Origin of the sequence: Gilliamella sp. ESL0232, from assembly GCF_013346885.1 — a bacterium.
Classification (GTDB): domain Bacteria; phylum Pseudomonadota; class Gammaproteobacteria; order Enterobacterales; family Orbaceae; genus Gilliamella; species Gilliamella bombi.
Genome location: NZ_JAAEDW010000004.1, coordinates 41,144 through 62,513 on the forward strand (window position 1 = coordinate 41,144; position 21,370 = coordinate 62,513).

Below are 21,370 nucleotides of genomic sequence, written 5' to 3' on the forward strand. Positions count from 1 at the left end.
ATCTTAGAGAATAGCGCTATCTATTAGCGCTATTTTTTTATTAATAAAGGTGAAAAAAATGATAAAAGGTGTAGCGCTTTCAATACTGGCATCATGTCTATTTGGGTTACTGTATTACTACCCAGTTTTGTTACACTCCTTATCTGTTGTTGATATTTTTTGTTGGCGATTACTAACTTCATTTCCTGCAATAGTTATATTAATCATTGCTGGAAAACAGTGGTCAGTTATAACTGCACTTTTTAGACGAATAAAACAACAACCACTTTTTTTATTGGGGTTATTATTTTCTTCTGTTTTGCTCACAATACAGATGATGATTTTTATTTGGGCACCACTTAACGGACATGGGTTATCAGCATCGCTAGGTTATTTTTTATTGCCACTAGCAATGGTGATTTCTGGGCAAATTTTTTATAAAGAAAAGCTCAGCTTCTTGCAAAAAATAGCTGTTGCACTTGCAGTATTAGGCGTTGCCATTGAAATTTACATCACTGGTGCTTTCTCATGGGAAACCGCTGTTATTGCTTTGGGGTATCCAATCTACTTTATGACAAGGCGCAAATTGCGAATAGATGGCATTGTGGGCACGTTTTCTGACTTTTTCTTTATCTTCCTAGGGTGCCTTATATATTGTGCCTTAAATTATCGTTTAGACAAAATAATTAGTGATCTTTCTCATTTCCCGATTTACATACCAACCTTGGGGATCATCACGGCTATTGCTTTTGCAATCTATTTTGTTGCAAGTCGCTTACTGCCCATGGGATTATTTGGTTTATTAGGATATGTAGAGCCAGTACTACTAACAGTTATTTCTATACTGTTTTTGCATGAGAAAGTTTCATCAGAACATATTGTATCATATGGATTTATTTGGTTATCTGTCTGCATTCTAGCTTTTGAGGGTGGGATTTTTGTTATACGTGCAATAAAACGAAAAAGATTACAATAGATACAAAAGAGGCACAATTGAATGCGCCTCTTATCAAACAATCTATCAACTATTTACTAAATGTAACATAATGACCATAGCTTTCTAAAATACCTTGGATCCTATCAAGGGTTTCTCTTGGTGGAGCCTCAACGCCTTCCAACTTATATTTATCACCAATCGTATCCCATTTATAAGCACCTAGTTTATGATAAGCAAGTAATTCTACACGCTCAATATTATCCATCCCCTCAATAAATTTACCAAGCAGATGTGCTGAATTATCATCATCAGTCCACCCAGGAACAACAACATAACGTATCCAAGTTCGCTTATTAATTTTTTGCAAATATTTAGCAAACTCAAGAACTCGTTTATTTGGTACTCCAACTAATTTTTGATGAATTTCATCATTAACTTGCTTTAAATCAAGCATGACCAAATCTGTTACTTCTAAAAGTTCATCAACAACATGGTCGAGCTGCCTTGCATAACCATTAGTATCCAAACAAGTACTAATGCCTTCTTGATGACAAGCTCTAAACCATTGAGTAACAAACTCAGCTTGTAACGTAGCCTCACCGCCCGAAGCTGTCACACCACCACCATTAGGCATAATAAAACTTTTGTAAGAAACAATTTCTTTCATAAGCTCATCAACGGTGACCTCTCGGCCAGCTTTTAAATCCCATGTATCACGATTATGGCAATACAAGCAACGCATTAAGCAACCTTGAAAAAAAACAATAAAACGAATCCCTGGACCATCAACAGTACCAAAGGATTCAAAAGAGTGGATACGGCCTTTAATAGGCGAATTAGTTGTCATAATAATATTTTGTTGTTCCATAGATAATCTCGAATCATTGCTCATATGACTTTTTAATAATTTTAACTCCACTACCGTCAAACTTAAACCAATAGTATTAATCGTCACGAATTATATTTTGATTAATTATACTGGATAAATATCAACAATATTAAATTATTATCATCGTATTAATATTTAATTTAAAGATGGCAAAAATAATATTTGCACTGATAAAAAAATAGCGCCTTTAAAGACGCTATTTCGATTAAGTTAACAATTAACTAAATTACATTTTTTGTGTAAATGTACGGTTAATTACGTCATTTTGTTGTTCTTTAGTTAATGAGTTGAAACGCACCGCATATCCAGAAACACGAATAGTTAATTGTGGATATTTTTCAGGATGTTCCATCGCATCTAATAATGTATCACGATTTAATACATTAACATTTAGATGTTGACCACCTTCTACTGTAGCTTCGTGATGGAAATAACCATCCATTAAACCAGCTAAGTTGCGTTTACGCACATCATCATCTTTACCTAATGCATTTGGAACGATAGAGAAAGTATAAGAAATACCATCTTTAGCATAAGCAAATGGAAGTTTAGCAACAGATGTTAATGAAGCTACCGCACCTTTTTGGTCACGACCGTGCATTGGGTTGGCACCTGGTCCAAATGGCGCACCAGCACGACGTCCGTCTGGAGTATTACCTGTTTTCTTACCATAAACAACGTTTGATGTAATGGTTAATACAGATTGTGTAGGTGTTGCATTACGATAAGTTTTAAGTTTTTGAATTTTCTTCATAAAACGTTCAACTAAATCAACAGCGATATCATCAACTCGTGGATCGTTATTACCAAATTGTGGATATTCACCTTCAATTTCAAAGTCAGTAGCTAAACCATCTTCATCACGAATTGCTTTTACTTTTGCATACTTAATCGCAGAAAGAGAGTCAGCTGCAACTGAAAGACCAGCAATACCACATGCCATAGTACGAATAACATCACGATCATGAAGCGCCATTAATGATGCTTCATAGCTGTATTTATCGTGCATATAGTGAATAGCATTTAATGCAGTTACGTATTGTTTTGCTAACCAATCCATAAAGTGGTCTAAACGAGCAAACACTGTATCAAAATCTAAATATTCATCAGTGATTGGAGCCTCTTTAGGACCAACTTGCATTTTTAATTTTTCATCCACACCGCCGTTGATTGCGTATAGTAGAGTTTTAGCAAGGTTTGCACGCGCACCAAAGAATTGCATTTGTTTACCAACAATCATTGGGCTTACACAACATGCAATAGCATAGTCATCATTGTTAAAGTCAGGACGCATTAAATCATCATTTTCATATTGTAATGATGATGTATCGATAGATACTTTTGATGCGAACTCTTTAAATCCACTTGGTAATTTTTCAGACCAAAGGATTGTCATATTAGGTTCTGGAGATGGACCCATTGTATATAAAGTATTTAAGAAACGGAAAGAAGTCTTAGTAACTAATGTACGACCGTCAACACCCATACCAGCGATAGATTCAGTTGCCCAAATTGGATCACCAGAGAATAATTCATCATATTCTGGCGTACGTAAGAAACGAACCATACGTAACTTCATAACAAAATGGTCAACAATTTCTTGAGCATCTTTTTCTGTAATTAAACCAGCTTCAAGATCGCGTTGGAAGTAAATATCAAAGAAAGTCGAAGTACGACCTAATGACATTGCAGCACCATTTTGTGATTTAACCGCAGCTAAATAACCAAAATATGTCCATTGAACTGCTTCTTGTGCAGTTTTTGCTGGGGCAGAAATATCGAAGCCGTATTTAGCTGCCATTTCTTTAATTTGGCCAAGTGCACGATGTTGTTCAGCAATTTCTTCACGACGTTGCATAATCATTGGAAGATCAACACCGTTTTCGAAATCAGCTTGTAGTGAATTGAATTGTGCAAATTTATCTTGCATTAAGTAGTCGATACCGTAGAGCGCAACACGACGGTAGTCACCAATAATACGACCACGGCCATAAGCATCAGGAAGACCTGTAATAACACCTGATTTACGACAACGAAGAATATCTGGAGTATAAATATCGAAAACACCTTGGTTATGAGTTTTACGATATTCAGTAAAGATTTTTTTGACTAAAGGATCAAGCGTTCTGTTATAAGCTTTACATGAATTCTCGATCATTTTGATACCACCAAACGGAATAATTGCACGTTTTAATGGTTTTTCAGTTTGTAAGCCAACAATTTTTTCTAAATCTTTTTCAATATAACCTGCATCATGAGCAGTAATTGTCGAAATAACACTTGTATCAAAATCCACAGGGGCATGGGTAGCATTTTCAATTTTAATGCCTTCCATTACTTTATCCCATAACTTAGTTGTGGCTTCAGTTGCGCCAGCTAAGAAAGACTCATCGCCCTCATATGGCGTGTAGTTTTTTTGAATAAAATCGCGGACATTAACATTATTTTGCCAATCACCATCTTTAAATCCTTTCCAAGCTGCTGCTTGTACTTCGTTTAAATTACTCATAATTTTCACCTCAGGTTTACAAAAATAACTATTTACCCTATTACATATGAGGGTAAATATTATAAAATCAATGTGGCTTACGTAAATATAAAGCCCAATAAGGTAGCGCTACAACTAAACCACCTAAAATATTCCCAATTGTAACTGGAATTAAATTTTTAAATACAAAATGCGATACAGTTAACTCTTTAAATGCGTCTGCCGACACACCAACTGCTTGCCAAAACTCAGGGGACGCAAAGTTCTTAATCACAATACCCATAGGAATCATAAACATATTTGCAATACTATGCTCAAAACCGCTGGCAACAAACATTGCAACAGGTAAAACCATAATTAGCATTTTATCAAGTAAGCTACGACCAGCGTAACTCAACCAGGCGGCCAAACAGACCATTAGATTAGCTAAAAAGCCAAGACATACTGCCTCAATAAAGGTGTGATGTAATTTATGATCAGCGGTTTGTAAAATATTTAGTCCCCACAAACCATTGGCTACCATATACTGACCTGAAAACCAAATAACTGTAACAAACAGTATAGCACCAATAAAGTTACCAACATAGACCAAAATCCAATTACGAATCATTTTAGTCCAGCCAATTTTATGGGTCATTTTAGGTAAAATGGTCAATACGGTTGAAGTAAATAAGTCAGAACCACAACAAACAACAAGCATAAGTCCTAAAGAGAAACAAATACCGCCGACTAATTTTGCCAAACCAAAAGCAACGGTTGCTGTTCCGGTTGTTACGGTAATATAAAATACAAAAGCGATAGAGATATAAACACCAGCAAGCATTGCGGATAAAATCGTACTACATGGGTGTTTGTTTACTTTGTAATTGCCAAGATCTTCAGCAATTTGGGTCATTTGTGCGGGAGAATATGAATCCACAAGTTTATTGGTACTCAAACTAACATCCTCAAAAAAACTAGGGTTTTATGAGACACATAGTATACTCAAAATTTGAAGCAGATCACGTTTTTTTTATTAAAAAACTTTAAAACCACAAAAATCCCTCATTATTAAAGAGGTTACTTATAGTAAAAATAGTGAATTAAAATTTTTAGGAAGATTTATACCTAGTGGGGAGCTAATCTTATTTAGAATCAACCTATCGGACGTGATTAAAATTAGCCATATTAACTTTGCCGTGCTATAAGCGTATTTTTTGCTCTAAAATCAGTCAGGTAGACTATTGATTTTATTTGATTTTTTATTTTTCAATGAAATCAAACACTTATAGAATAGTTTTTTTATTACACTGGATTCGGCTTTTTAAGAAAAGCGCTTTTGTTATTTAATAATAGCTATTTAATAATAACTTGTTAATAACAAAAGCGCAAACTTTTAATTTGTATCGATCAGAGCACTATTTTGGCTTTCAGTCATTAAAGCGCAAAGCTCGCAGGCTTTTGCTGCTCAATACCTAAAGCCTCAGAGGCTTGGTTATTTGTTATATTATCCTTTATTTGCACCATAAACTATTCCTGAGCCTAAGGATTAAGAAATAAACACTAAAATCTAAGGTGTGGTGCAAACAGCATAATACCCGAAGGTAGCACCCATGTGATTGCTATTGATGTAGCCAGTGTCCGAGTAGACATAGAACTGACGGTTAGGTATGGCGTTGATCGTCCAATAACCATAGTGGGAGTGAGTACTGTAAGCGAAATCCGCATTAGCGTAATGGGACATGTAGCCCCACTCCGTGAAAAATCCAGCTCCAATTCGACGCTGGTAATAATTTTCAGATGACGACGGCGTGGCACTAGAAATAGGAAAACTAGCTGTTCTGACTGCATTGGTTAAATCTCTTACCTGCGTAAGACGATACCCCAAACGACTACACCATGTTGTTTGAGCTGGGGCTGTATCATATTTACCTCCTCGGTTAACAAACCACTGCTTTAACTTAAATCCATATTTTACTACCTCATCACCAGTATTAATATCTCTACCCACTAACTCAAACGTCTGTGGTAACTGTGGCTTAGCAATTGGGTTAGGATGAGGATTGTACCATTGATTTCTTGCCTCTGGACCTGTTAGCTTAACACGAGCGACAACTTGTCCCTTATCTTCATCAGGGATCCACTTATCATTAGCTACAACATTTGTCACTGTCGCAGTGATGCCCCCCAAAGTAATGGGTTCCCATGTCAATTCCTTTATATCTACTCCACTTATGAGTAAATCAAAATATAAATTATGCCCACCCGTGGTCGGAAAATTAAGACTGTATGATTCAGGATGAATTGATTCAAAATCAATTGATTGTACTAAAAAGCCCTTATCGGGATTCCATATGTCAGCTGGACCCGCTCTTTCTTCATCACCCAAAAGTAGATTTGGCCTTACATAATTGATAACTGGCGACGGTAGCATTATTGCATCACTACGATTACCTGTTCGAGATTTTTTGCCATTCGCCTGAACATTCCATGACGATGACAATAATAACAGTGCTAATACTAGCAAAGCTGTTTTAGGTGATTTGAGCGGTAATTTCGATAATTCGTTGAGAAATAATTTGGAAGGTATAAATGAGCTTAGTGTAAAAACACGTCGAATAAGATTATTTAATAAATTTAAGACATAGGTTTGCCAGTGCTGGTGTCTGGTGTCTGGTGTCTAAAATGATAATGCATTATGGTTTACCTGTCAAGTAATTATTTGTTTTATTTGGATTTTTATTATTTTCCGATTATTTAAAAAGCTTGCTTTCCTATAGCGGTTAAAGTATAACCATTTAAAAAATTGTTGGCTAGTTTTTTGGCGGATTTTTTTGTAAAGAAATGTAAAGATGAAAATCATTCACTTTATAGATAAGTAAATTTTTAATTAAAATAATTCTTTAAAAACTGTTAGAGTGTTTTACCCACAATCGCTTAGACTTTTGTTTATTACCTTTTGTTAGTTAGCTATTGTTTGTTAGCTTCTGAATCGCTAGATGTTGACTGATTATGTTGTGTTATCTTTAAACAACCATTAAATCCATTTTGCTTTATCATTCGTTTATGAGCTGGTAAATGATATATTTCCTCATCATTACTTATGAATGATGAGGAAATATTTATTTTTTATAACTTATTTATTATCTAAGATTCTATTGACTTTTATTAGATAATTACGTGACTCTTGCGAAACGTGAGAAGTGACAAGTTTTCGATAAACCTGTTGTGGTGTCATTGAGTTTATGATGTTGATAGCTTCATTGCGATCGTTAGAAAACGTACGCAACACACTTCCTACTCCTCCATTATAAGATGTGATCACGGCGTATCTTAACGAAATTGGGTTATTAATGCCTGCTAAGTATTTCGTTTTTAATAAAGATAAATAAGCTGTACCTATATCAACATTATTACGCGGATCGAGTAAGAATTTTCGACTTGGTTCACCCGATTTGCCTTGTAATTTGAAAATATCACGCCCAGCGGTGTGTTGTTGTACTTGCATTAGTCCAAGCGCATCAGTACGGCTGACAGCATATGGGTTAAATGCAGATTCAACTTCCATAATGGCTAAGATCAAGCGTTCATCAATAAAATAACGATTAGAAGCTTCAGCTACTATTGGTAAGAATTTTCTGGCACGTTGATTTATGTGGTTAGGAACAAGTTTAATTTCAACATAAGTAATTTTATAAGAACCAGACCAGCGAGTTTTTATATTATTGCTAAGCAGATAATCAGCAAAACTATTGGCTCTGCCACTCCAACGAATCGGTTGATGCTCTTGATCTAATACCTGATTGTATAGAAATGGTTCTTGAGATAAGTCTTGACTGATTTTGTCATGTCGTATAATGTCAACTGGCTCTGACATAAGTAATGTCGAAACTATCGCTTCTTTTAGGTTTTCTATTGGTGATTCTGCCATCGTTTCAATAGTAATCACACCAGAAACAAAGTTAATATGGACACGCGTTTTTAAATTATCTTCATATTGAACATAATCTTTAGGCCCTGCAATAAGGACTTCTTTCGGACCCCAAATTTCTTCAATGTTATTAGCATATTGACTAATTAAGATATTAAAAGCATTAGTATCTTTAACATAATTGTTTTCATTTTTTTTTGAATTCGTACTAGGACAACCTGTTAGAAGAGTTACAGAAATAATTAACGCGATGATTTTTTTATTTTTTTTCATTTTACATCTCAATTTTGCGGTTTATATCCATCAATAACAACTTCTTCGCCTTCAAATAGAAATTTGATCATTTCAGCTTCAATTTTTTTTCGGTGTTCTAGATTCATCATATTGAGTTTATGTTCGTTAATGAGCATTGTTTGTTTTTTGAGCCATTCTTGCCATGCCTGTTTGGATATTTCGTTAAAAATACGTTTTCCAATCTCCCCTGGATAAAGTTGAAAATCTAATCCCTCTGCTTCTTTTTTTAAATAATGGCAATAAACGACACGGCTCATTTTTATCTCTTTTAAGTACACTTAACGAATAGTGGCTAATTATACCTGAAAATAATTATAGATAAGAAGAAAATTATTATATTAATTTTAAATTGAATTCACCTTTAATGAGTGAATATTAATTTAAAATATTTGAATAATTATTTACTTTACACCGCAATTAGTTTGATTAAAATGATAGGAACTAGTTAATAAAATAAATAAGGATTAAACAATGCAGCCAAAAATCACACGTGAACTTTTTGATAAAGTTATTTTACCTATTTATGCACCAGCAAAATTTATCCCCGTAAAGGGTAAAGGGAGTCGTGTTTGGGATCAAAATGGTGAAGAATATATTGATTTTGCAGGTGGCATCGCTGTAAATGCGCTTGGGCATTGTCATCCAAGATTAGTTAAAGCATTACATGAACAAAGTGAAAAGTTATGGCATGTAAGTAATGTTTTTACTAATGAGCCGGCTTTAAATCTTGCTCAAAAACTTATCGATAATACGTTTGCTGAACGTGTTTTTTTTGCAAATTCTGGTGCCGAAGCTAATGAAGCTGCGTTTAAATTAGCTCGTCATTACGCAATACATAAATACAATCCTTATAAGACTAAAATTATTGCTTTTTATCAATCTTTTCATGGGCGTACATTTTTTACCGTCTCTGTTGGTGGTCAGGCTAAGTATTCGGATGGTTTTGGTCCAAAACCAGCTGATATTATTCATGTTCCTTTTAATGATCTTGATGCAGTTAAAGCCGTAATGGATGATCATACTTGTGCGGTTGTACTAGAGCCTGTGCAAGGTGAAGGTGGATTAACTTCAGCCACACCCGAATTTTTACAAGGTTTGCGTGAGCTATGTGATGAATATAAAGCGTTACTGGTGTTCGATGAAGTGCAATGTGGAATGGGTCGAACAGGCAGTTTATTTACTTATCAACAATATGATGTAAAGCCAGATATTTTAACCTCAGCTAAAGCACTGGGCGGTGGATTTCCTATTAGTGCTATGTTAACAACAGACGAAATTGCTTCAGTTATGCATCCCGGTGTACATGGTACAACTTATGGTGGTAACCCTTTAGCTTGTGCTGTGGGTTGCGAGGCTTTTGATATTATTAATTCTCCTGAAATACTTGAAGGTGTGCAAAAACGACGTGCTGTATTTATTGAGCAATTAGAAAAAATTAATGATAAATTTAAATTATTCCGAGAGTATCGTGGGAAAGGGTTGTTGTTAGGTGCAGAGTTACAACCAAAATTTCACAATAAAGCTCGTGATTTTTTGAACGTAGCAACTGAATTTAAAGTAATGATTTTAAATGCTGGATCTAATGTTTTGCGCTTTACCCCATCACTAATTATTTCTGAAGATGAAATTAAAGAAGGTATGACTCGATTTGCGAAAGCTGTGGAAAAAGTTGTCAATTCTTAAGTTTTTCTATACAGTAACGGCATTTTAGTCAATTAAATGCCGTTGCATTTAAAGGATACTTATTTATGACCAATATTCACCCATTAAATTATGCTAAAACTCATTTTATTTTGAGTGCACCTGATATTTCTCATCTACCTGTTGATAGTGGTGTTGAAATTGCTTTTGCTGGTCGTTCTAACGCTGGTAAATCAAGCGCACTTAATACATTAACCAATCAAAAAGGGCTTGCTAGAACGAGTAAAACGCCAGGTCGAACCCAACTTATTAATCTTTTCGAAGTTGAAGAAAATTGCCGTTTAGTAGATTTACCCGGTTATGGCTATGCTCAAGTGCCAGAGGCGATAAAGCGTAAATGGCAAAAAGCATTAGGCGAATATCTGCAAAAACGTGAAAGTTTAAAAGGTTTGGTTGTATTGATGGATATTAGACATCCGTTAAAAGATTTAGATCAACAGATGATTGAGTGGGCGGTTTCTGTTGATATCCCTATTATGTTACTGCTTACTAAAGCTGATAAATTAGCTTCTGGCGCTCAAAAAAAACAAGTTAATATGGTGAAAGAAGCCATTTTACCTTTTCAAGGAGATATTACTGTTGCTCCTTTTTCATCACCTAAGCGTATTGGACTTGAAGCTCTAAAACAAAAATTAGATGAATGGTTTAGTTTGCAATAAAGGATCATTCAATGAATAGTTCAACATTTTCGTTTCAATCTTTATCACCAGATTTAATTATTGATAGCCTATCTTCAATAGGATTGAGTATAGATTCTGGTTTGACTGTGTTAAATAGTTATGAAAATCGTGTTTATCAATTTCAAGATGAAGATCATAAACGTTATGTGGTTAAGTTTTATCGACCAAATCGTTGGGATCGTCAGCAAATTCTTGAAGAACATCAGTTTACTAAGCAATTAGCTGATGCTGAGGTTCCCGTTATTACGCCATTAACATTTAATAATACGACACTACACGAATATCAAGGTTATCTGTTTACGTTGTTTGCTAGTGTTGTAGGACGACAATATGAGATGGATAATATCGAGCAAATGGAATCTGTGGGTATGTTGCTTGGTCGTATCCATCAAATTGGTGCTAAGCAGACATTTTTACATCGTCCAACTATTGGATTAGAAGAGTATCTTTATCGGCCACAAGATATCTTGCTATCTAGCGCTTATATTTCTAAGAAAGTTCAAACTGACCTTAAAGATATTTTAGCCCAGTTAATAAAAACTGTTGAACAGCATTGGCATAACGATTGGCAGCCTATTCGATTACATGCCGATTGCCATGCGGGTAATATCTTATGGCGCGATAATGCAATGTTTGTTGATTTTGATGATTCTCGTAATGGCCCTGCAATTCAAGATCTGTGGATGTTACTGCATGGTGATCGTCAACAGCAACGTTTACAGTTGGATTTATTGATTGAAATGTATCAGGAGTTTTGTGAGTTTGATCATCATCAATTAAAGCTTATCGAACCTTTAAGAGCGATGAGAATGGTTCATCATTTAGCATGGATTTTAGAGCGTTGGCAAGATCCTGCTTTTCCTATCGCCTTTCCATGGATTACTGATGAGGATTTTTGGCGTCAACAATTAGCTGAGTTTAATAAGCAAATTGATGCAATTAAAGCTCCTGCAATACAGTTAATGCCAATGATGTGAATATAAAGCGTATTAATTGAGTAGTTTTAATAATTCGTTTAAATTAGGTTGGTTTGTGACTAACTTCTCTTTTTTTTGTTTAGAAAGCTGTTTTATTCGGTACTCAAGCCTAAGTGCCATCGATCTGTCACCGATGTAGATTTGGTACACGATAGTCAAATCTTTTTGCCCCTTTAGATGCTTTGCACCTTTGTTGGTTTGATGTTGGTGAAGCCTTCTTTCCACATTTGTTGTAATACCAGTATAGAGTGATTTTTTTGCTGTTCTAATAATATATAAAAACCATTCGGATGCGCTATTAGACATAACTAACCAATAATATAAATTCAATTATTTAACCATAATATCATTTTAATGGCATAGCAAATATTCATCACTTTTTAATTAATACTATTCATACTACTAGTTAAACGTTACTGTTTCATTTACTTTAACGCAGATAATGTTTAAGATAAGTCAATTTTTTTGATGTATTCTGGGATAATAAAATTTGAATAACTTTGCAAAAATTATTGAAGTTCAACGTGGCGATATGAAGTTCGCCTATGTGCAAAATGACGAAATCAATTATTTAGAACTTTTTGACCAATTTTTGGCAGAAGAAGGACATCATGAATTACTCGATCCTAGCGATAAATTAGAGCGATATACTTATTTAATCGATCATGATGAATCAAAATTTATTTTTAAAATTGATGGCGGTGTTGAGCACCGTTTAGAGCGTCGTTTAATCGCCAAAATTACAGGCGACTTTTATTTCAATTTAATTCGTAAACTCGCCAAAATATCACTTGATAATGCCGATATTGCTTATGAACTGTATTTGGTTGCTTTCGATCAAAAAACTAAACGCCATTATATGATTTTTAACTTTATCGAAGGGCGCTCTTTAAAGTGGGAAGAAATGAAAGAGTATGGCGAGCAAGTTAAAAACTGTATTGAAAAACTGCACAGTTATAATTTAGTATCTAATGATATTCATGGCGGAAATTTTATCTTAACGCCTGAAGGAAAAATCAAGGCCATCGATTTAACGAACTCAGGATTTATTTGGCTAACTAAAGCCAATGACGCAATCGAGTTGAAAGAACGCTTTGATATCAAAATCAAGGTTCCTTTTTTTGCAATGGCAATTAAAAAGTTTACTCATGGGTTTAAACGATTGTCTCGGAAGATCCGAGGGAAAGAAGATTAATTATTCTACCATTGTGAGAGTTTGTTGATCCTGTAAAGATTCGAGTGATTATTATTCAGTATAATCGTAATTTTTTAATTAGTGATATCGTGAATTAGTTTCGTTATCACGTATATCACTAAAAAATATCTCGATTAGTTAGAGGAAATTGACGAGCTTAAAAGCCATTTAACTTGTATCTGACATAAAATACATTTATTATAACTAGAGTAAAAACCTCTTTATTATCACAGAATTTAATATTCTGAAAAAGTATGTATTTTTTATTAATAATCTATAATAGAAATAAAAAATGTTTAAGTGGGTAGCTACCTTTTAGGCCATGCCTACTTTAGTATGCCCACCACCATTGGTATGGTAATTTTGACTTTTTTCTTTATGTCTATGATCCATTTCGGCGCACTTGATTTATAACGATGAATAAGGAAATATCATGAAAACACTAGATCCCAGCATTTACCCTTGGATTGACGCAGCAAAACAGGCGGTTAAACGAGAAAAAATCAAGTTTTGCCACTACTTCAGCTCAATTAAAGAAACAGGCGACCAAGCCGCTTATGATGCCGCTTATCCTCTCTATATAAAGGCTCTACAAGATTTATATGAAGTTGGAATTATCCCCCCAAGTACAGCAGATATAGACGAACTCAAAGCCATTGCGGCTGGTAATTTTCACCCGAAATTTAATGAAGTATTTCCTGATGTAGTATTTTCAGAAGATGATTGACTATTTATTTTATGGCTAATAAATTTATTCTTCCCAAAGATAAGCATGACAGAATTTTCGAGAATGCAATCAAAAATGAATATCTGAGATTTGTTAAACCTTCAAATAACCCTGAAGTAATTTTACTCGGCAGGCAGGTCGGCTCAGGCAAATCAACAGTAAGAAATGAATACGCCAAAAACAATTTCTTGGTTATTGATACCGATGCTTATAAATAAACTAATTTTACATGGTTATTTCATCTAGTGATAAACTAAAGCTTGGAACAAAAACGTCTAAGAAGTAATTCATTTCAGGGCTGTTACGTTCAGATAAAGTCTTTTTTAAACGTTGTTCTGCTAATTTAAACTCATTATTGCCCGCACTGAGCTCTTCAATCGTTTTAAGGTAAGCGCATAATGCATCAGCTTGTTTTACAATACTTTTCTCGGTTTCGTCATAAAAATCATCATCAATTAATTTTCTAAAATCATCTTGTAATTCTTTAGGAAGCATATTGATAAGTTTATGCTGTGCTATTTTTTCAATCTTTTTATATTCAACCGTTATTTGTGGATTGTAATACTTTGTTGGTGTTGGTAGATCGCCTGTTATTACTTCTGAAACGTCGTGGTACATTGCCAGCAATGCAATTCTTTCTGGATTAACATTTCCATTAAATTTCTTGTTTTTAATTATTGCTAAGGCATGTGCAACAAAAGCAACCTGTAAACTATGCTCTGATACATTTTCAGTTCTTACATTACGCATTAAAGGCCAACGATTAATTAGTTTTAATCGGGATAAATGAGCAAAAAAATGACTGTTATTCATATTACTATCTCTTTAATATAAAATAAAAACGCTCCTATTAAAAACAGGAGCGTCTATAATATAAAATGTTACTTATTATTTTACGCGAGAATAAGCTGTTGGGTACCCAATGCAAGTGGTACAGTTTGCTCTTCTGTAAATGTGATATATTCCCATGCATTTTGTTTTGCTAGCAATGCTTGCAATAATTGATTATTCAATGCATGACCTGATTTATAACAAACAACTTCACCAATCATATTGTGACCGCTCATATATAAATCACCGATAGTATCAAGCATTTTGTGACGCACAAACTCATCTTCAAAACGCAAACCATCTTCATTTAGCACTTTATAATCATCAACAACAATTGCACAATCTAAACTACCACCTAGGCATAAACCTTTAGATTGTAATGCTTCAATATCACGCATAAAACCAAATGTTCTAGCACGGCTGATTTGACGAATAAACGATTCAGACGAAAAATCTAGTTGATAACGTTGTGAACTATTGTCGATAGCCGGATGTTGAAAATCAATAGTGAAATCCAGTTTAAAGCCACTATAAGGCCTTACTTCAGCCCATTTATCACCATTTTCAACTCGAACTGTTTCTTTTACACACAAAAACTTTTTAAGTGCGTTTTGTTCAGCAATACCAGCATCAAGCAATAAATAAACAAATGGACTTGCACTACCATCCATAATTGGTATTTCAGGGGCATTAACTTCAATAATAATATTATCAATGCCTAGCCCTGCTAATGCAGCATTAATATGCTCAACAGTAGAAATACGAACATTATCTTCATTTATCAAACAAGTACAAAGCATTGTATCACGCACAGATTTTGCATCCACAGGGAAATCTACATATGGATTTAAATCAGTACGACGGTAAATTATACCTGTATTTTCAGGCGCAGGACGTAATGTCAAGGTAACTTTTTTGCCAGTATGTAAACCAACACCAGTTGCTTGAATAGTCTTTTTTAATGTTCTTTGTTTCACTTTGCACCTACTTTTTTATTTGTCCTTACCGATTTTGACAATAAAAAATCAAATAAGTTCAACTTTACTTTAATTTGCTTGCTTCCGTATGAAAGCAGGAATATCTAAAATCTCACGATTATCAAGAGGAGAAGCTATTGGCTCATTAACAACCTTAGCTAATTTATCTTCTTGTTGTCCTAAAGGACTACTTCGGCTAAATAGCTCATTGTGTGAAACTGGTTTAGGCATTTTAACTTCTGGACGTTTATCCATACCAATACCAGTTGCAACCACTGTTACTCGAATTTCATCAGATATATCTGGATCAAAAGTTGAACCAACAACAACCGTAGCATTATCAGAAGCAAATGCTTTAACTGTGTTACCGACTGTTTCAAATTCTTCTAAACCAATATCAAATCCAGATGTTACGTTAACTAATACGCCTCGAGCTCCAGATAAATCAATATCTTCAAGTAATGGGCTAGAAATTGCCATTTCTGCGGCTTCTTCAGCTCGATTATCACCACTAGCTCGACCAGACCCCATCATAGCATATCCCATTTCAGACATCACTGTTCTAACATCAGCAAAATCGACATTGATAAGACCAGGTTTAGTAATCAGCTCAGCGATCCCTTGTACTGCACCCTTTAAAACACCATTAGCTGCAGCAAAAGCATCAAGTAATTTAACACCACGACCTAATACTTTTAATAATTTATCATTCGGAATAGTAATTAGTGAATCAACATGTTTTGCCAACTCAGAAATACCTTGCTCAGCAAAAGCCATACGCTTTTTACCTTCAAAACCAAAAGGTTTAGTAACAACTGCAACTGTTAGAATTCCTAATTCTTTTGCTATTTCTGCAACAACAGGAGCTGCACCCGTTCCAGTGCCACCACCCATTCCTGCTGCGATAAAAACCATGTCAGCTCCTTCGATAGCACTACGAATGACATCTCGATCTTCCTCAGCTGAATTTCTACCGACTTCTGGATTAGCACCTGCACCAAGCCCTTTAGTAACATTAGTCCCGATTTGGATAGTTTGACCTACCTTAATTCTTTTTAAGGCTTGCGCATCTGTATTTGCTGCAAAAAATTCAACGCCTTCAATATGTTCAGCAATCATATGCTCGACAGCATTACCGCCGCCACCACCTACACCAATAACTTTAATGACTGCTGCTGGTTCATCATCTGCAACCATAGGTTCAAACATAACTTATCTCCAAATTTACGATCTGCGAACATTGTACAGATAATCATCTACAATGTCCACGAAGTTCTTGAAATATATTAGCTAAAATTCTTTTTTAAACCATCCGGTTAATCGTTTAGCTATCCCTTTTAATGATGATTTATTATTATCTTTTCCATCATCATTTAATAAACTTTGTTTTCCATAATGCAATAACCCTATAGCTGTTGAACAATAAGGTTTTTGAACATAGTCGGTTAATCCAGATATATTTAATGGCTGACCAATACGCACTTGATTTTGAAAAATTTTTTCAGCGCACTCTACCATTCCTTTTATTTGCGACGCACCACCAGTTAAAACAATACCTGCTGCTAATTGATATTTGATATTCTGTTTTTTAAGTTCTTCTTGTAATACAAGTAACTCTTTTTGTACCAACGAAAGAAGTTCTGAATAGCGCGGTTCAATTACATCTGCAAGCGTTTGTCGTTGCAATGAACGTGATGGTCTTCCACCTACGCTTGGAACATCAATAACCTCATCTTTACCAATTAATGAGCCTACAGCGCATCCATAACGAATCTTAATATTTTCAGCATCCATTGGCGGAGCGCCAAATGCATATGCGATATCGCTAGTAACAACATTCCCAGCATAAGGGATTACAACTGAATGACGTAACGCACCTCCTGTATAGACCGTTACATCCATTGTACCGCCGCCCATATCAATTACGCAAACACCAAGTTCTTTTTCATCATCCGTTAAAACTGCATAGCTAGAGGCCAATCCAGAAAAAATAAGTTGATCCACTTTCAAACCGCAACGTTCTACTGCTTTCACAATATTTCTAGCCATATCATTGTGACAAGTAATTAAGTGAACTTTGGCTTTCATTCTTACTCCAGATAAGCCAATAGGATTTTTAATACCTTCTTGCAAATCGATAGAATATTCTTGTGCAATGACATGCAAAATACGGTGCTCATCTAAAATTCTGACTGATTTTGCTGTATGAACAACATTGTCAACATCTTCTGCGGTTACTTCTTCATCCTCTATTGGCACCATGCCTATCTCATTTTGACAACGAATATGTTTACCTGAAAGGCTTAAATATACTGAAGATATTTGACAATCAGCCATTAATTCAGCTTGGTCAACCGCTCTTTGGATTGATTTTACGACAGACTCAAGATCGTTCACACCACCTTTATCAACCCCTTTTGATGGACAATGCCCTACACCGATGATGTTAACAATACCATCGGGAAGAACTTCACCAACAAGAGCAAGTACTTTGGATGTACCAACCTCTAATCCAACAACCAATTTTTTTTCTGTTGCTTTCATACTTCAGCCTTAATTTATTCCTTACTGCACCATTTTTTCTCTTTGCACTGAAATGCCATTTTCATAACGTAAATCAGCGACCATTATTTTTTCATTTTCTGGCATTCTTGACTGAATTTCCGGAAATAACTTGATAAATTGCTGATATCTTTGTTCAATATTTTCACTACCTAATAGTAATTTTATTTCCTGATTTTCTTGGCAAAAACCTGATACACACTGTTTTACCGTCAATTGCCACGCGTTACGTTCATCAGTTATTGCTGTTTTAATATGTAATGCCAACTGATTATTAGCTAATTTTTTAGAAAGATTCTCTAATTTATAATAAGTTTCTAACGCCAATTTTGCTTTACCCTCTGGACCATATAACTTTGGTAGTTTTAAGTTGCTTATACGGTCAAGTGGTACACTAAATACATTGCCACTTTTATCAAGTAAAAATAAGTCATTCCAATAAAGCACTGGCTTATATTCTTCCACATAGACAATTAACCTATCTGGCCACTGTTTACGTACACTGGTTTGCTTCACCCACGGAAATCGCATTACTTCTTGTTGAATATCATTAACATCTTGTCCTATATAGGTATTAGGCAACCCTAGTCCTAAAATAGCTTCCCGAAGATCATCCTCAGTTGTATAGGTATGCTCTCCACTCAATGTTAATTGAGACAATACCATTTGTTCGGGATCATCCATCCAATTTTTAAAACTTTGAACGACCCAAATACTAATACAAATAATCGCAATAAAGAACAAAAATCCTATTAATTGCTCTGTATTACGAAAAATAAGCAGCTTTCTTTTGTTTTTATCGTCCCTTCTATGCGCTGCTTGCCGAACTTGTTTCATAAAATAAGGCCAATTATAAAGTTGCCAAATTCAAAATTTTAGCAACAAGCTCATTAAATGACCATCCATGTTCTTTTGCCGCCATTGGTACCAAACTATGGTCTGTCATACCTGGAGCGGTATTAACTTCAAGTAAAAAAGGTTTTTGATTAGCATTAAACATGATATCAACTCTTCCCCACCCTCGACATCCTACTGCTTTATAAGCATCTAACGCTAATTTACGAATTTCTTGTTCTTGTTCATCAGATAAACCGCTTGGACAAAAATACTGAGTGGTATCAGATAAATATTTCGCATCATAATCATAAAATTTAGTTGCGGGTTTAATATGGATTGAAGGTAAGACCTCGTCACCAACAATTGCTACCGTAAATTCTGGACCTGCTAAAAATGACTCAACCATCACTACACTATCATATTTGAAAGCTGCGCTAATAGCTGCTTCCAATTCAGATGCTTCATTAACTCTAGCCATTCCCACACTTGATCCTTCATGACTTGGTTTAACAAACAACGGTAAACCAAGCTGTTTAACTATAGCACCAGTATCAATTGATTGTGATTTTTCAACCATAACATATTCAGCAACAGGTAAATTGAGTGATTTCCACACTAACTTAGTTTTCAGTTTATCCATTGTTAAGGCTGATGATAAAACATCACTACCGGTATAAGGAATATTTTGATAAGTCAAAATCGCTTGAACAATACCATCTTCCCCACCACGTCCGTGTAAAATAATAAAAGCTTTTGTATAACCTTCTTCTTTTAAATTAGTAATAGAATGATATTTAGTATCAATAAGATGCGCATCGATACCATTTGCCAACAATCCTGCATGTACAGCCTTACCTGACTTAAGTGACACTTCCCGTTCAGCTGAAGTACCACCATACAATACAGCAACTTTATCTACCATTTTATAAAACCTCTTCTGATGATAATTTAGTTTTGGCTAATTGGCGTGCTATACGACCAACACTACCTGCACCTTGTGTAATTAATAAATCACCACTTTGTAAAACTTCTTGCATTATTTCGGGTAGCAAATCTAAATCCGAAACATAAATTGGGTCAACTTTGCCACGATTGCGGATAGAACGGCATAACGAACGGCTATCTGCACCCGCAATAGGTTGCTCTCCTGCGGAATAGACATCTAACATAACAAGTGCATCGACTTGAGAAAGCACTTGTGCGAAATCGTCAAATAAATCCCGAGTACGCGTGTATCGATGTGGTTGGAATAACATAACCAATCTTCGTTCAGGCCAGCCGTTTCTTGCTGCTTGAATTGTTGCATTAACCTCGCTAGGATGATGACCATAATCATCAACCATCATTATATCGCCACCATCAACATGCGGGAATATACCTAATAAATCAAAACGCCGACTAGTACCAGCAAATTTAGCTAATGCATTTATAATTGATTCATCATCAATACCATCTTCTGTTGCTGCAATTATCGCAGCCGCCGAGTTTAAAGCATTATGTTTACCAGGTGCATTTAACTCAATCTGCAAAGCCTTGCGATCAGGACGACAAACCGTGTAATAGCTTACACCTCGTTCTTGACGATAATTTTTAATGACAACATCAGCTTCTTCGCTAAATCCATAAGTGATAATTTTACGTCCCACAATCGGTAGTAATTCTCGATTAATAGGATCGTCGTAGCACATAATAGCTAAACCATAAAATGGAAGGTTATGTAAAAATGAAATAAATGTTTGTTTTAGATTATCAACACTACCTTGATAAGTGTCCATATGGTCAGGCTCTATATTTGTTACAATAGATACCATCGGTTGCAAATGAAGAAATGAAGCATCACTTTCATCAGCCTCAGCAATAAAATAACGGCTACTACCTAATTGAGCATGTGTTCCTGCCGCCTTAACTAAACCACCATTAACAAAAGTTGGATCGAGTTTCGCCTCAGCATAAATAGAGGTAACCATAGCGGTAGTTGTAGTTTTACCATGAGTACCAGCAATTGCTATACCATATCGAAAGCGCATTAATTCAGCTAACATTTCAGCACGTTGAATAACAGGTATACGTGCCGCACGAGCGGCAATTACTTCAATGTTATCTTGCGAAATAGCTGAGGATATAACAACAACGCTAGAATTAATTACATTTTCAGCCGCATGGCCAATAACAATTTTTGCCCCTAATGTTTCTAGATGTTGAGTAACCGCATTTTCAGCAATATCTGATCCACTAATTTGGTATCCTTCATTAGCGAGAACTTCAGCAATTCCCCCCATACCAGCACCACCAATACCCACAAAGTGAATATGTTTAACTCGCTTCATTTCAGGAATAATTGCTCTTAACTTCGCTAATTCCTTTGTATTCACTATTTAACTCCTAC

The 21,370-nt window shown here is 35.2% G+C and carries 21 protein-coding genes; 7 read left to right on the top strand and 14 right to left on the bottom strand.

What is annotated here, in order from left to right; all coding sequences use genetic code 11:
- Positions 1-58 precede the first annotated feature (58 nt).
- Positions 59-955: an EamA family transporter RarD gene (gene rarD / locus GYW75_RS05615; protein WP_065589601.1), complete on the top strand. Its 897-nt coding sequence runs from the start codon at positions 59-61 to the stop codon at positions 953-955.
- Between the two features lie 49 nt (positions 956-1,004).
- On the opposite strand, the gene pflA is transcribed toward rarD, so the two are convergent.
- From pflA to GYW75_RS05645, 6 genes are all read right to left on the bottom strand, one after another.
- Positions 1,005-1,784, bottom strand: a complete 780-nt coding sequence (gene pflA, locus GYW75_RS05620; RefSeq protein ID WP_218055817.1) for a pyruvate formate lyase 1-activating protein — start codon at positions 1,782-1,784, stop codon at positions 1,005-1,007.
- A 247-nt stretch (positions 1,785-2,031) separates the two neighbouring features.
- Positions 2,032-4,314 carry a formate C-acetyltransferase gene (gene pflB / locus GYW75_RS05625; RefSeq protein ID WP_085164906.1) on the bottom strand — a complete coding sequence of 761 codons (2,283 nt, stop codon included), beginning with the start codon at positions 4,312-4,314 and terminating at the stop codon, positions 2,032-2,034.
- 67 nt (positions 4,315-4,381) lie between these two features.
- Positions 4,382-5,230, bottom strand: a complete 849-nt coding sequence (gene focA / locus GYW75_RS05630) for a formate transporter FocA (RefSeq protein WP_238786411.1) — start codon at positions 5,228-5,230, stop codon at positions 4,382-4,384.
- A gap of 612 nt (positions 5,231-5,842) precedes the next feature.
- Positions 5,843-6,799, bottom strand: a complete 957-nt coding sequence (locus tag GYW75_RS05635) for a hypothetical protein (protein ID WP_238786412.1) — start codon at positions 6,797-6,799, stop codon at positions 5,843-5,845.
- A gap of 609 nt (positions 6,800-7,408) precedes the next feature.
- The gene (mltC, locus tag GYW75_RS05640; protein ID WP_034914627.1) at positions 7,409-8,476 is read right to left on the bottom strand and encodes a membrane-bound lytic murein transglycosylase MltC; all 1,068 of its coding nucleotides are present in this window, start codon (positions 8,474-8,476) and stop codon (positions 7,409-7,411) included.
- Between the two features lie 8 nt (positions 8,477-8,484).
- Positions 8,485-8,754 (bottom strand): oxidative damage protection protein, encoded by a 270-nt coding sequence (locus GYW75_RS05645; protein ID WP_034914624.1) that lies wholly within the window; start codon positions 8,752-8,754, stop codon positions 8,485-8,487.
- A 214-nt stretch (positions 8,755-8,968) separates the two neighbouring features.
- Here GYW75_RS05645 and argD point away from each other — a divergent pair, with 214 nt between their 5' ends.
- From argD to GYW75_RS05660, 3 genes are all read left to right on the top strand, one after another.
- Complete coding sequence (gene argD, locus GYW75_RS05650) at positions 8,969-10,180, top strand: bifunctional acetylornithine/succinyldiaminopimelate transaminase (protein ID WP_174798728.1); 1,212 nt, start codon at positions 8,969-8,971, stop codon at positions 10,178-10,180.
- Positions 10,181-10,245: 65 nt separating this feature from the next.
- Positions 10,246-10,857: a ribosome biogenesis GTP-binding protein YihA/YsxC gene (yihA, locus tag GYW75_RS05655; protein ID WP_065590380.1), complete on the top strand. Its 612-nt coding sequence runs from the start codon at positions 10,246-10,248 to the stop codon at positions 10,855-10,857.
- A gap of 11 nt (positions 10,858-10,868) precedes the next feature.
- Complete coding sequence (locus tag GYW75_RS05660; RefSeq protein WP_174798729.1) at positions 10,869-11,855, top strand: serine/threonine protein kinase; 987 nt, start codon at positions 10,869-10,871, stop codon at positions 11,853-11,855.
- 12 nt (positions 11,856-11,867) lie between these two features.
- On the opposite strand, the gene GYW75_RS05665 is transcribed toward GYW75_RS05660, so the two are convergent.
- A complete protein-coding gene (locus GYW75_RS05665; RefSeq protein ID WP_065574493.1) occupies positions 11,868-12,161 on the bottom strand; it encodes a GIY-YIG nuclease family protein in 294 nt (97 codons plus the stop codon).
- Positions 12,162-12,345: 184 nt separating this feature from the next.
- Between GYW75_RS05665 and GYW75_RS05670 the strand changes: the two genes are divergently transcribed.
- The 3 genes from GYW75_RS05670 to GYW75_RS05680 all read left to right on the top strand — a co-directional run bounded on the left by GYW75_RS05670 (position 12,346) and on the right by GYW75_RS05680 (position 13,995).
- Complete coding sequence (locus tag GYW75_RS05670; RefSeq protein ID WP_085164915.1) at positions 12,346-13,050, top strand: lipopolysaccharide core heptose(II) kinase RfaY; 705 nt, start codon at positions 12,346-12,348, stop codon at positions 13,048-13,050.
- Between the two features lie 433 nt (positions 13,051-13,483).
- Positions 13,484-13,777 carry a hypothetical protein gene (locus tag GYW75_RS05675; protein WP_085164917.1) on the top strand — a complete coding sequence of 98 codons (294 nt, stop codon included), beginning with the start codon at positions 13,484-13,486 and terminating at the stop codon, positions 13,775-13,777.
- Positions 13,778-13,788: 11 nt separating this feature from the next.
- On the top strand, positions 13,789-13,995 hold the full coding sequence (locus tag GYW75_RS05680; protein WP_238786413.1) for a zeta toxin family protein: 207 nt from the start codon (positions 13,789-13,791) through the stop codon (positions 13,993-13,995).
- 7 nt (positions 13,996-14,002) lie between these two features.
- Here GYW75_RS05680 and yfbR read toward each other — a convergent pair whose 3' ends face one another.
- The 7 genes from yfbR to murC all read right to left on the bottom strand — a co-directional run bounded on the left by yfbR (position 14,003) and on the right by murC (position 21,356).
- On the bottom strand, positions 14,003-14,590 hold the full coding sequence (gene yfbR, locus GYW75_RS05685) for a 5'-deoxynucleotidase (protein WP_174798731.1): 588 nt from the start codon (positions 14,588-14,590) through the stop codon (positions 14,003-14,005).
- 80 nt (positions 14,591-14,670) lie between these two features.
- A complete protein-coding gene (gene lpxC, locus GYW75_RS05690) occupies positions 14,671-15,585 on the bottom strand; it encodes a UDP-3-O-acyl-N-acetylglucosamine deacetylase (protein WP_174798732.1) in 915 nt (304 codons plus the stop codon).
- A gap of 69 nt (positions 15,586-15,654) precedes the next feature.
- Complete coding sequence (gene ftsZ / locus GYW75_RS05695) at positions 15,655-16,794, bottom strand: cell division protein FtsZ (RefSeq protein WP_174798733.1); 1,140 nt, start codon at positions 16,792-16,794, stop codon at positions 15,655-15,657.
- Between the two features lie 81 nt (positions 16,795-16,875).
- The gene (gene ftsA / locus GYW75_RS05700) at positions 16,876-18,129 is read right to left on the bottom strand and encodes a cell division protein FtsA (RefSeq protein WP_174798734.1); all 1,254 of its coding nucleotides are present in this window, start codon (positions 18,127-18,129) and stop codon (positions 16,876-16,878) included.
- A gap of 21 nt (positions 18,130-18,150) precedes the next feature.
- Entirely contained in the window at positions 18,151-18,984 is an 834-nt protein-coding gene (locus GYW75_RS05705; RefSeq protein WP_174798735.1) for an FtsQ-type POTRA domain-containing protein, read from the bottom strand.
- Positions 18,985-18,997: 13 nt separating this feature from the next.
- Entirely contained in the window at positions 18,998-19,906 is a 909-nt protein-coding gene (locus GYW75_RS05710; RefSeq protein WP_174798736.1) for a D-alanine--D-alanine ligase, read from the bottom strand.
- Between the two features lies 1 nt (position 19,907).
- Positions 19,908-21,356 carry a UDP-N-acetylmuramate--L-alanine ligase gene (murC, locus tag GYW75_RS05715; RefSeq protein WP_174798737.1) on the bottom strand — a complete coding sequence of 483 codons (1,449 nt, stop codon included), beginning with the start codon at positions 21,354-21,356 and terminating at the stop codon, positions 19,908-19,910.
- Between the last annotated feature and the right edge of the window lie 14 nt (positions 21,357-21,370).

Bases quoted from the DNA above. Each gene is read 5' to 3' on its own strand.
- rarD (WP_065589601.1), top strand. From the start codon at position 59: ATGATAAAAGGTGTAGCGCTTTCAATACTGGCATCATGTCTATTTGGG.
- pflA (WP_218055817.1), bottom strand. From the start codon at position 1,784: ATGGAACAACAAAATATTATTATGACAACTAATTCGCCTATTAAAGGC.
- pflB (WP_085164906.1), bottom strand. From the start codon at position 4,314: ATGAGTAATTTAAACGAAGTACAAGCAGCAGCTTGGAAAGGATTTAAA.
- mltC (WP_034914627.1), bottom strand. From the start codon at position 8,476: ATGAAAAAAAATAAAAAAATCATCGCGTTAATTATTTCTGTAACTCTT.
- GYW75_RS05645 (WP_034914624.1), bottom strand. From the start codon at position 8,754: ATGAGCCGTGTCGTTTATTGCCATTATTTAAAAAAAGAAGCAGAGGGA.
- argD (WP_174798728.1), top strand. From the start codon at position 8,969: ATGCAGCCAAAAATCACACGTGAACTTTTTGATAAAGTTATTTTACCT.
- yihA (WP_065590380.1), top strand. From the start codon at position 10,246: ATGACCAATATTCACCCATTAAATTATGCTAAAACTCATTTTATTTTG.
- GYW75_RS05660 (WP_174798729.1), top strand. From the start codon at position 10,869: ATGAATAGTTCAACATTTTCGTTTCAATCTTTATCACCAGATTTAATT.
- GYW75_RS05665 (WP_065574493.1), bottom strand. From the start codon at position 12,161: ATGTCTAATAGCGCATCCGAATGGTTTTTATATATTATTAGAACAGCA.
- GYW75_RS05675 (WP_085164917.1), top strand. From the start codon at position 13,484: ATGAAAACACTAGATCCCAGCATTTACCCTTGGATTGACGCAGCAAAA.
- GYW75_RS05680 (WP_238786413.1), top strand. From the start codon at position 13,789: ATGGCTAATAAATTTATTCTTCCCAAAGATAAGCATGACAGAATTTTC.
- yfbR (WP_174798731.1), bottom strand. From the start codon at position 14,590: ATGAATAACAGTCATTTTTTTGCTCATTTATCCCGATTAAAACTAATT.
- ftsZ (WP_174798733.1), bottom strand. From the start codon at position 16,794: ATGTTTGAACCTATGGTTGCAGATGATGAACCAGCAGCAGTCATTAAA.
- ftsA (WP_174798734.1), bottom strand. From the start codon at position 18,129: ATGAAAGCAACAGAAAAAAAATTGGTTGTTGGATTAGAGGTTGGTACA.
- GYW75_RS05705 (WP_174798735.1), bottom strand. From the start codon at position 18,984: ATGAAACAAGTTCGGCAAGCAGCGCATAGAAGGGACGATAAAAACAAA.
- GYW75_RS05710 (WP_174798736.1), bottom strand. From the start codon at position 19,906: ATGGTAGATAAAGTTGCTGTATTGTATGGTGGTACTTCAGCTGAACGG.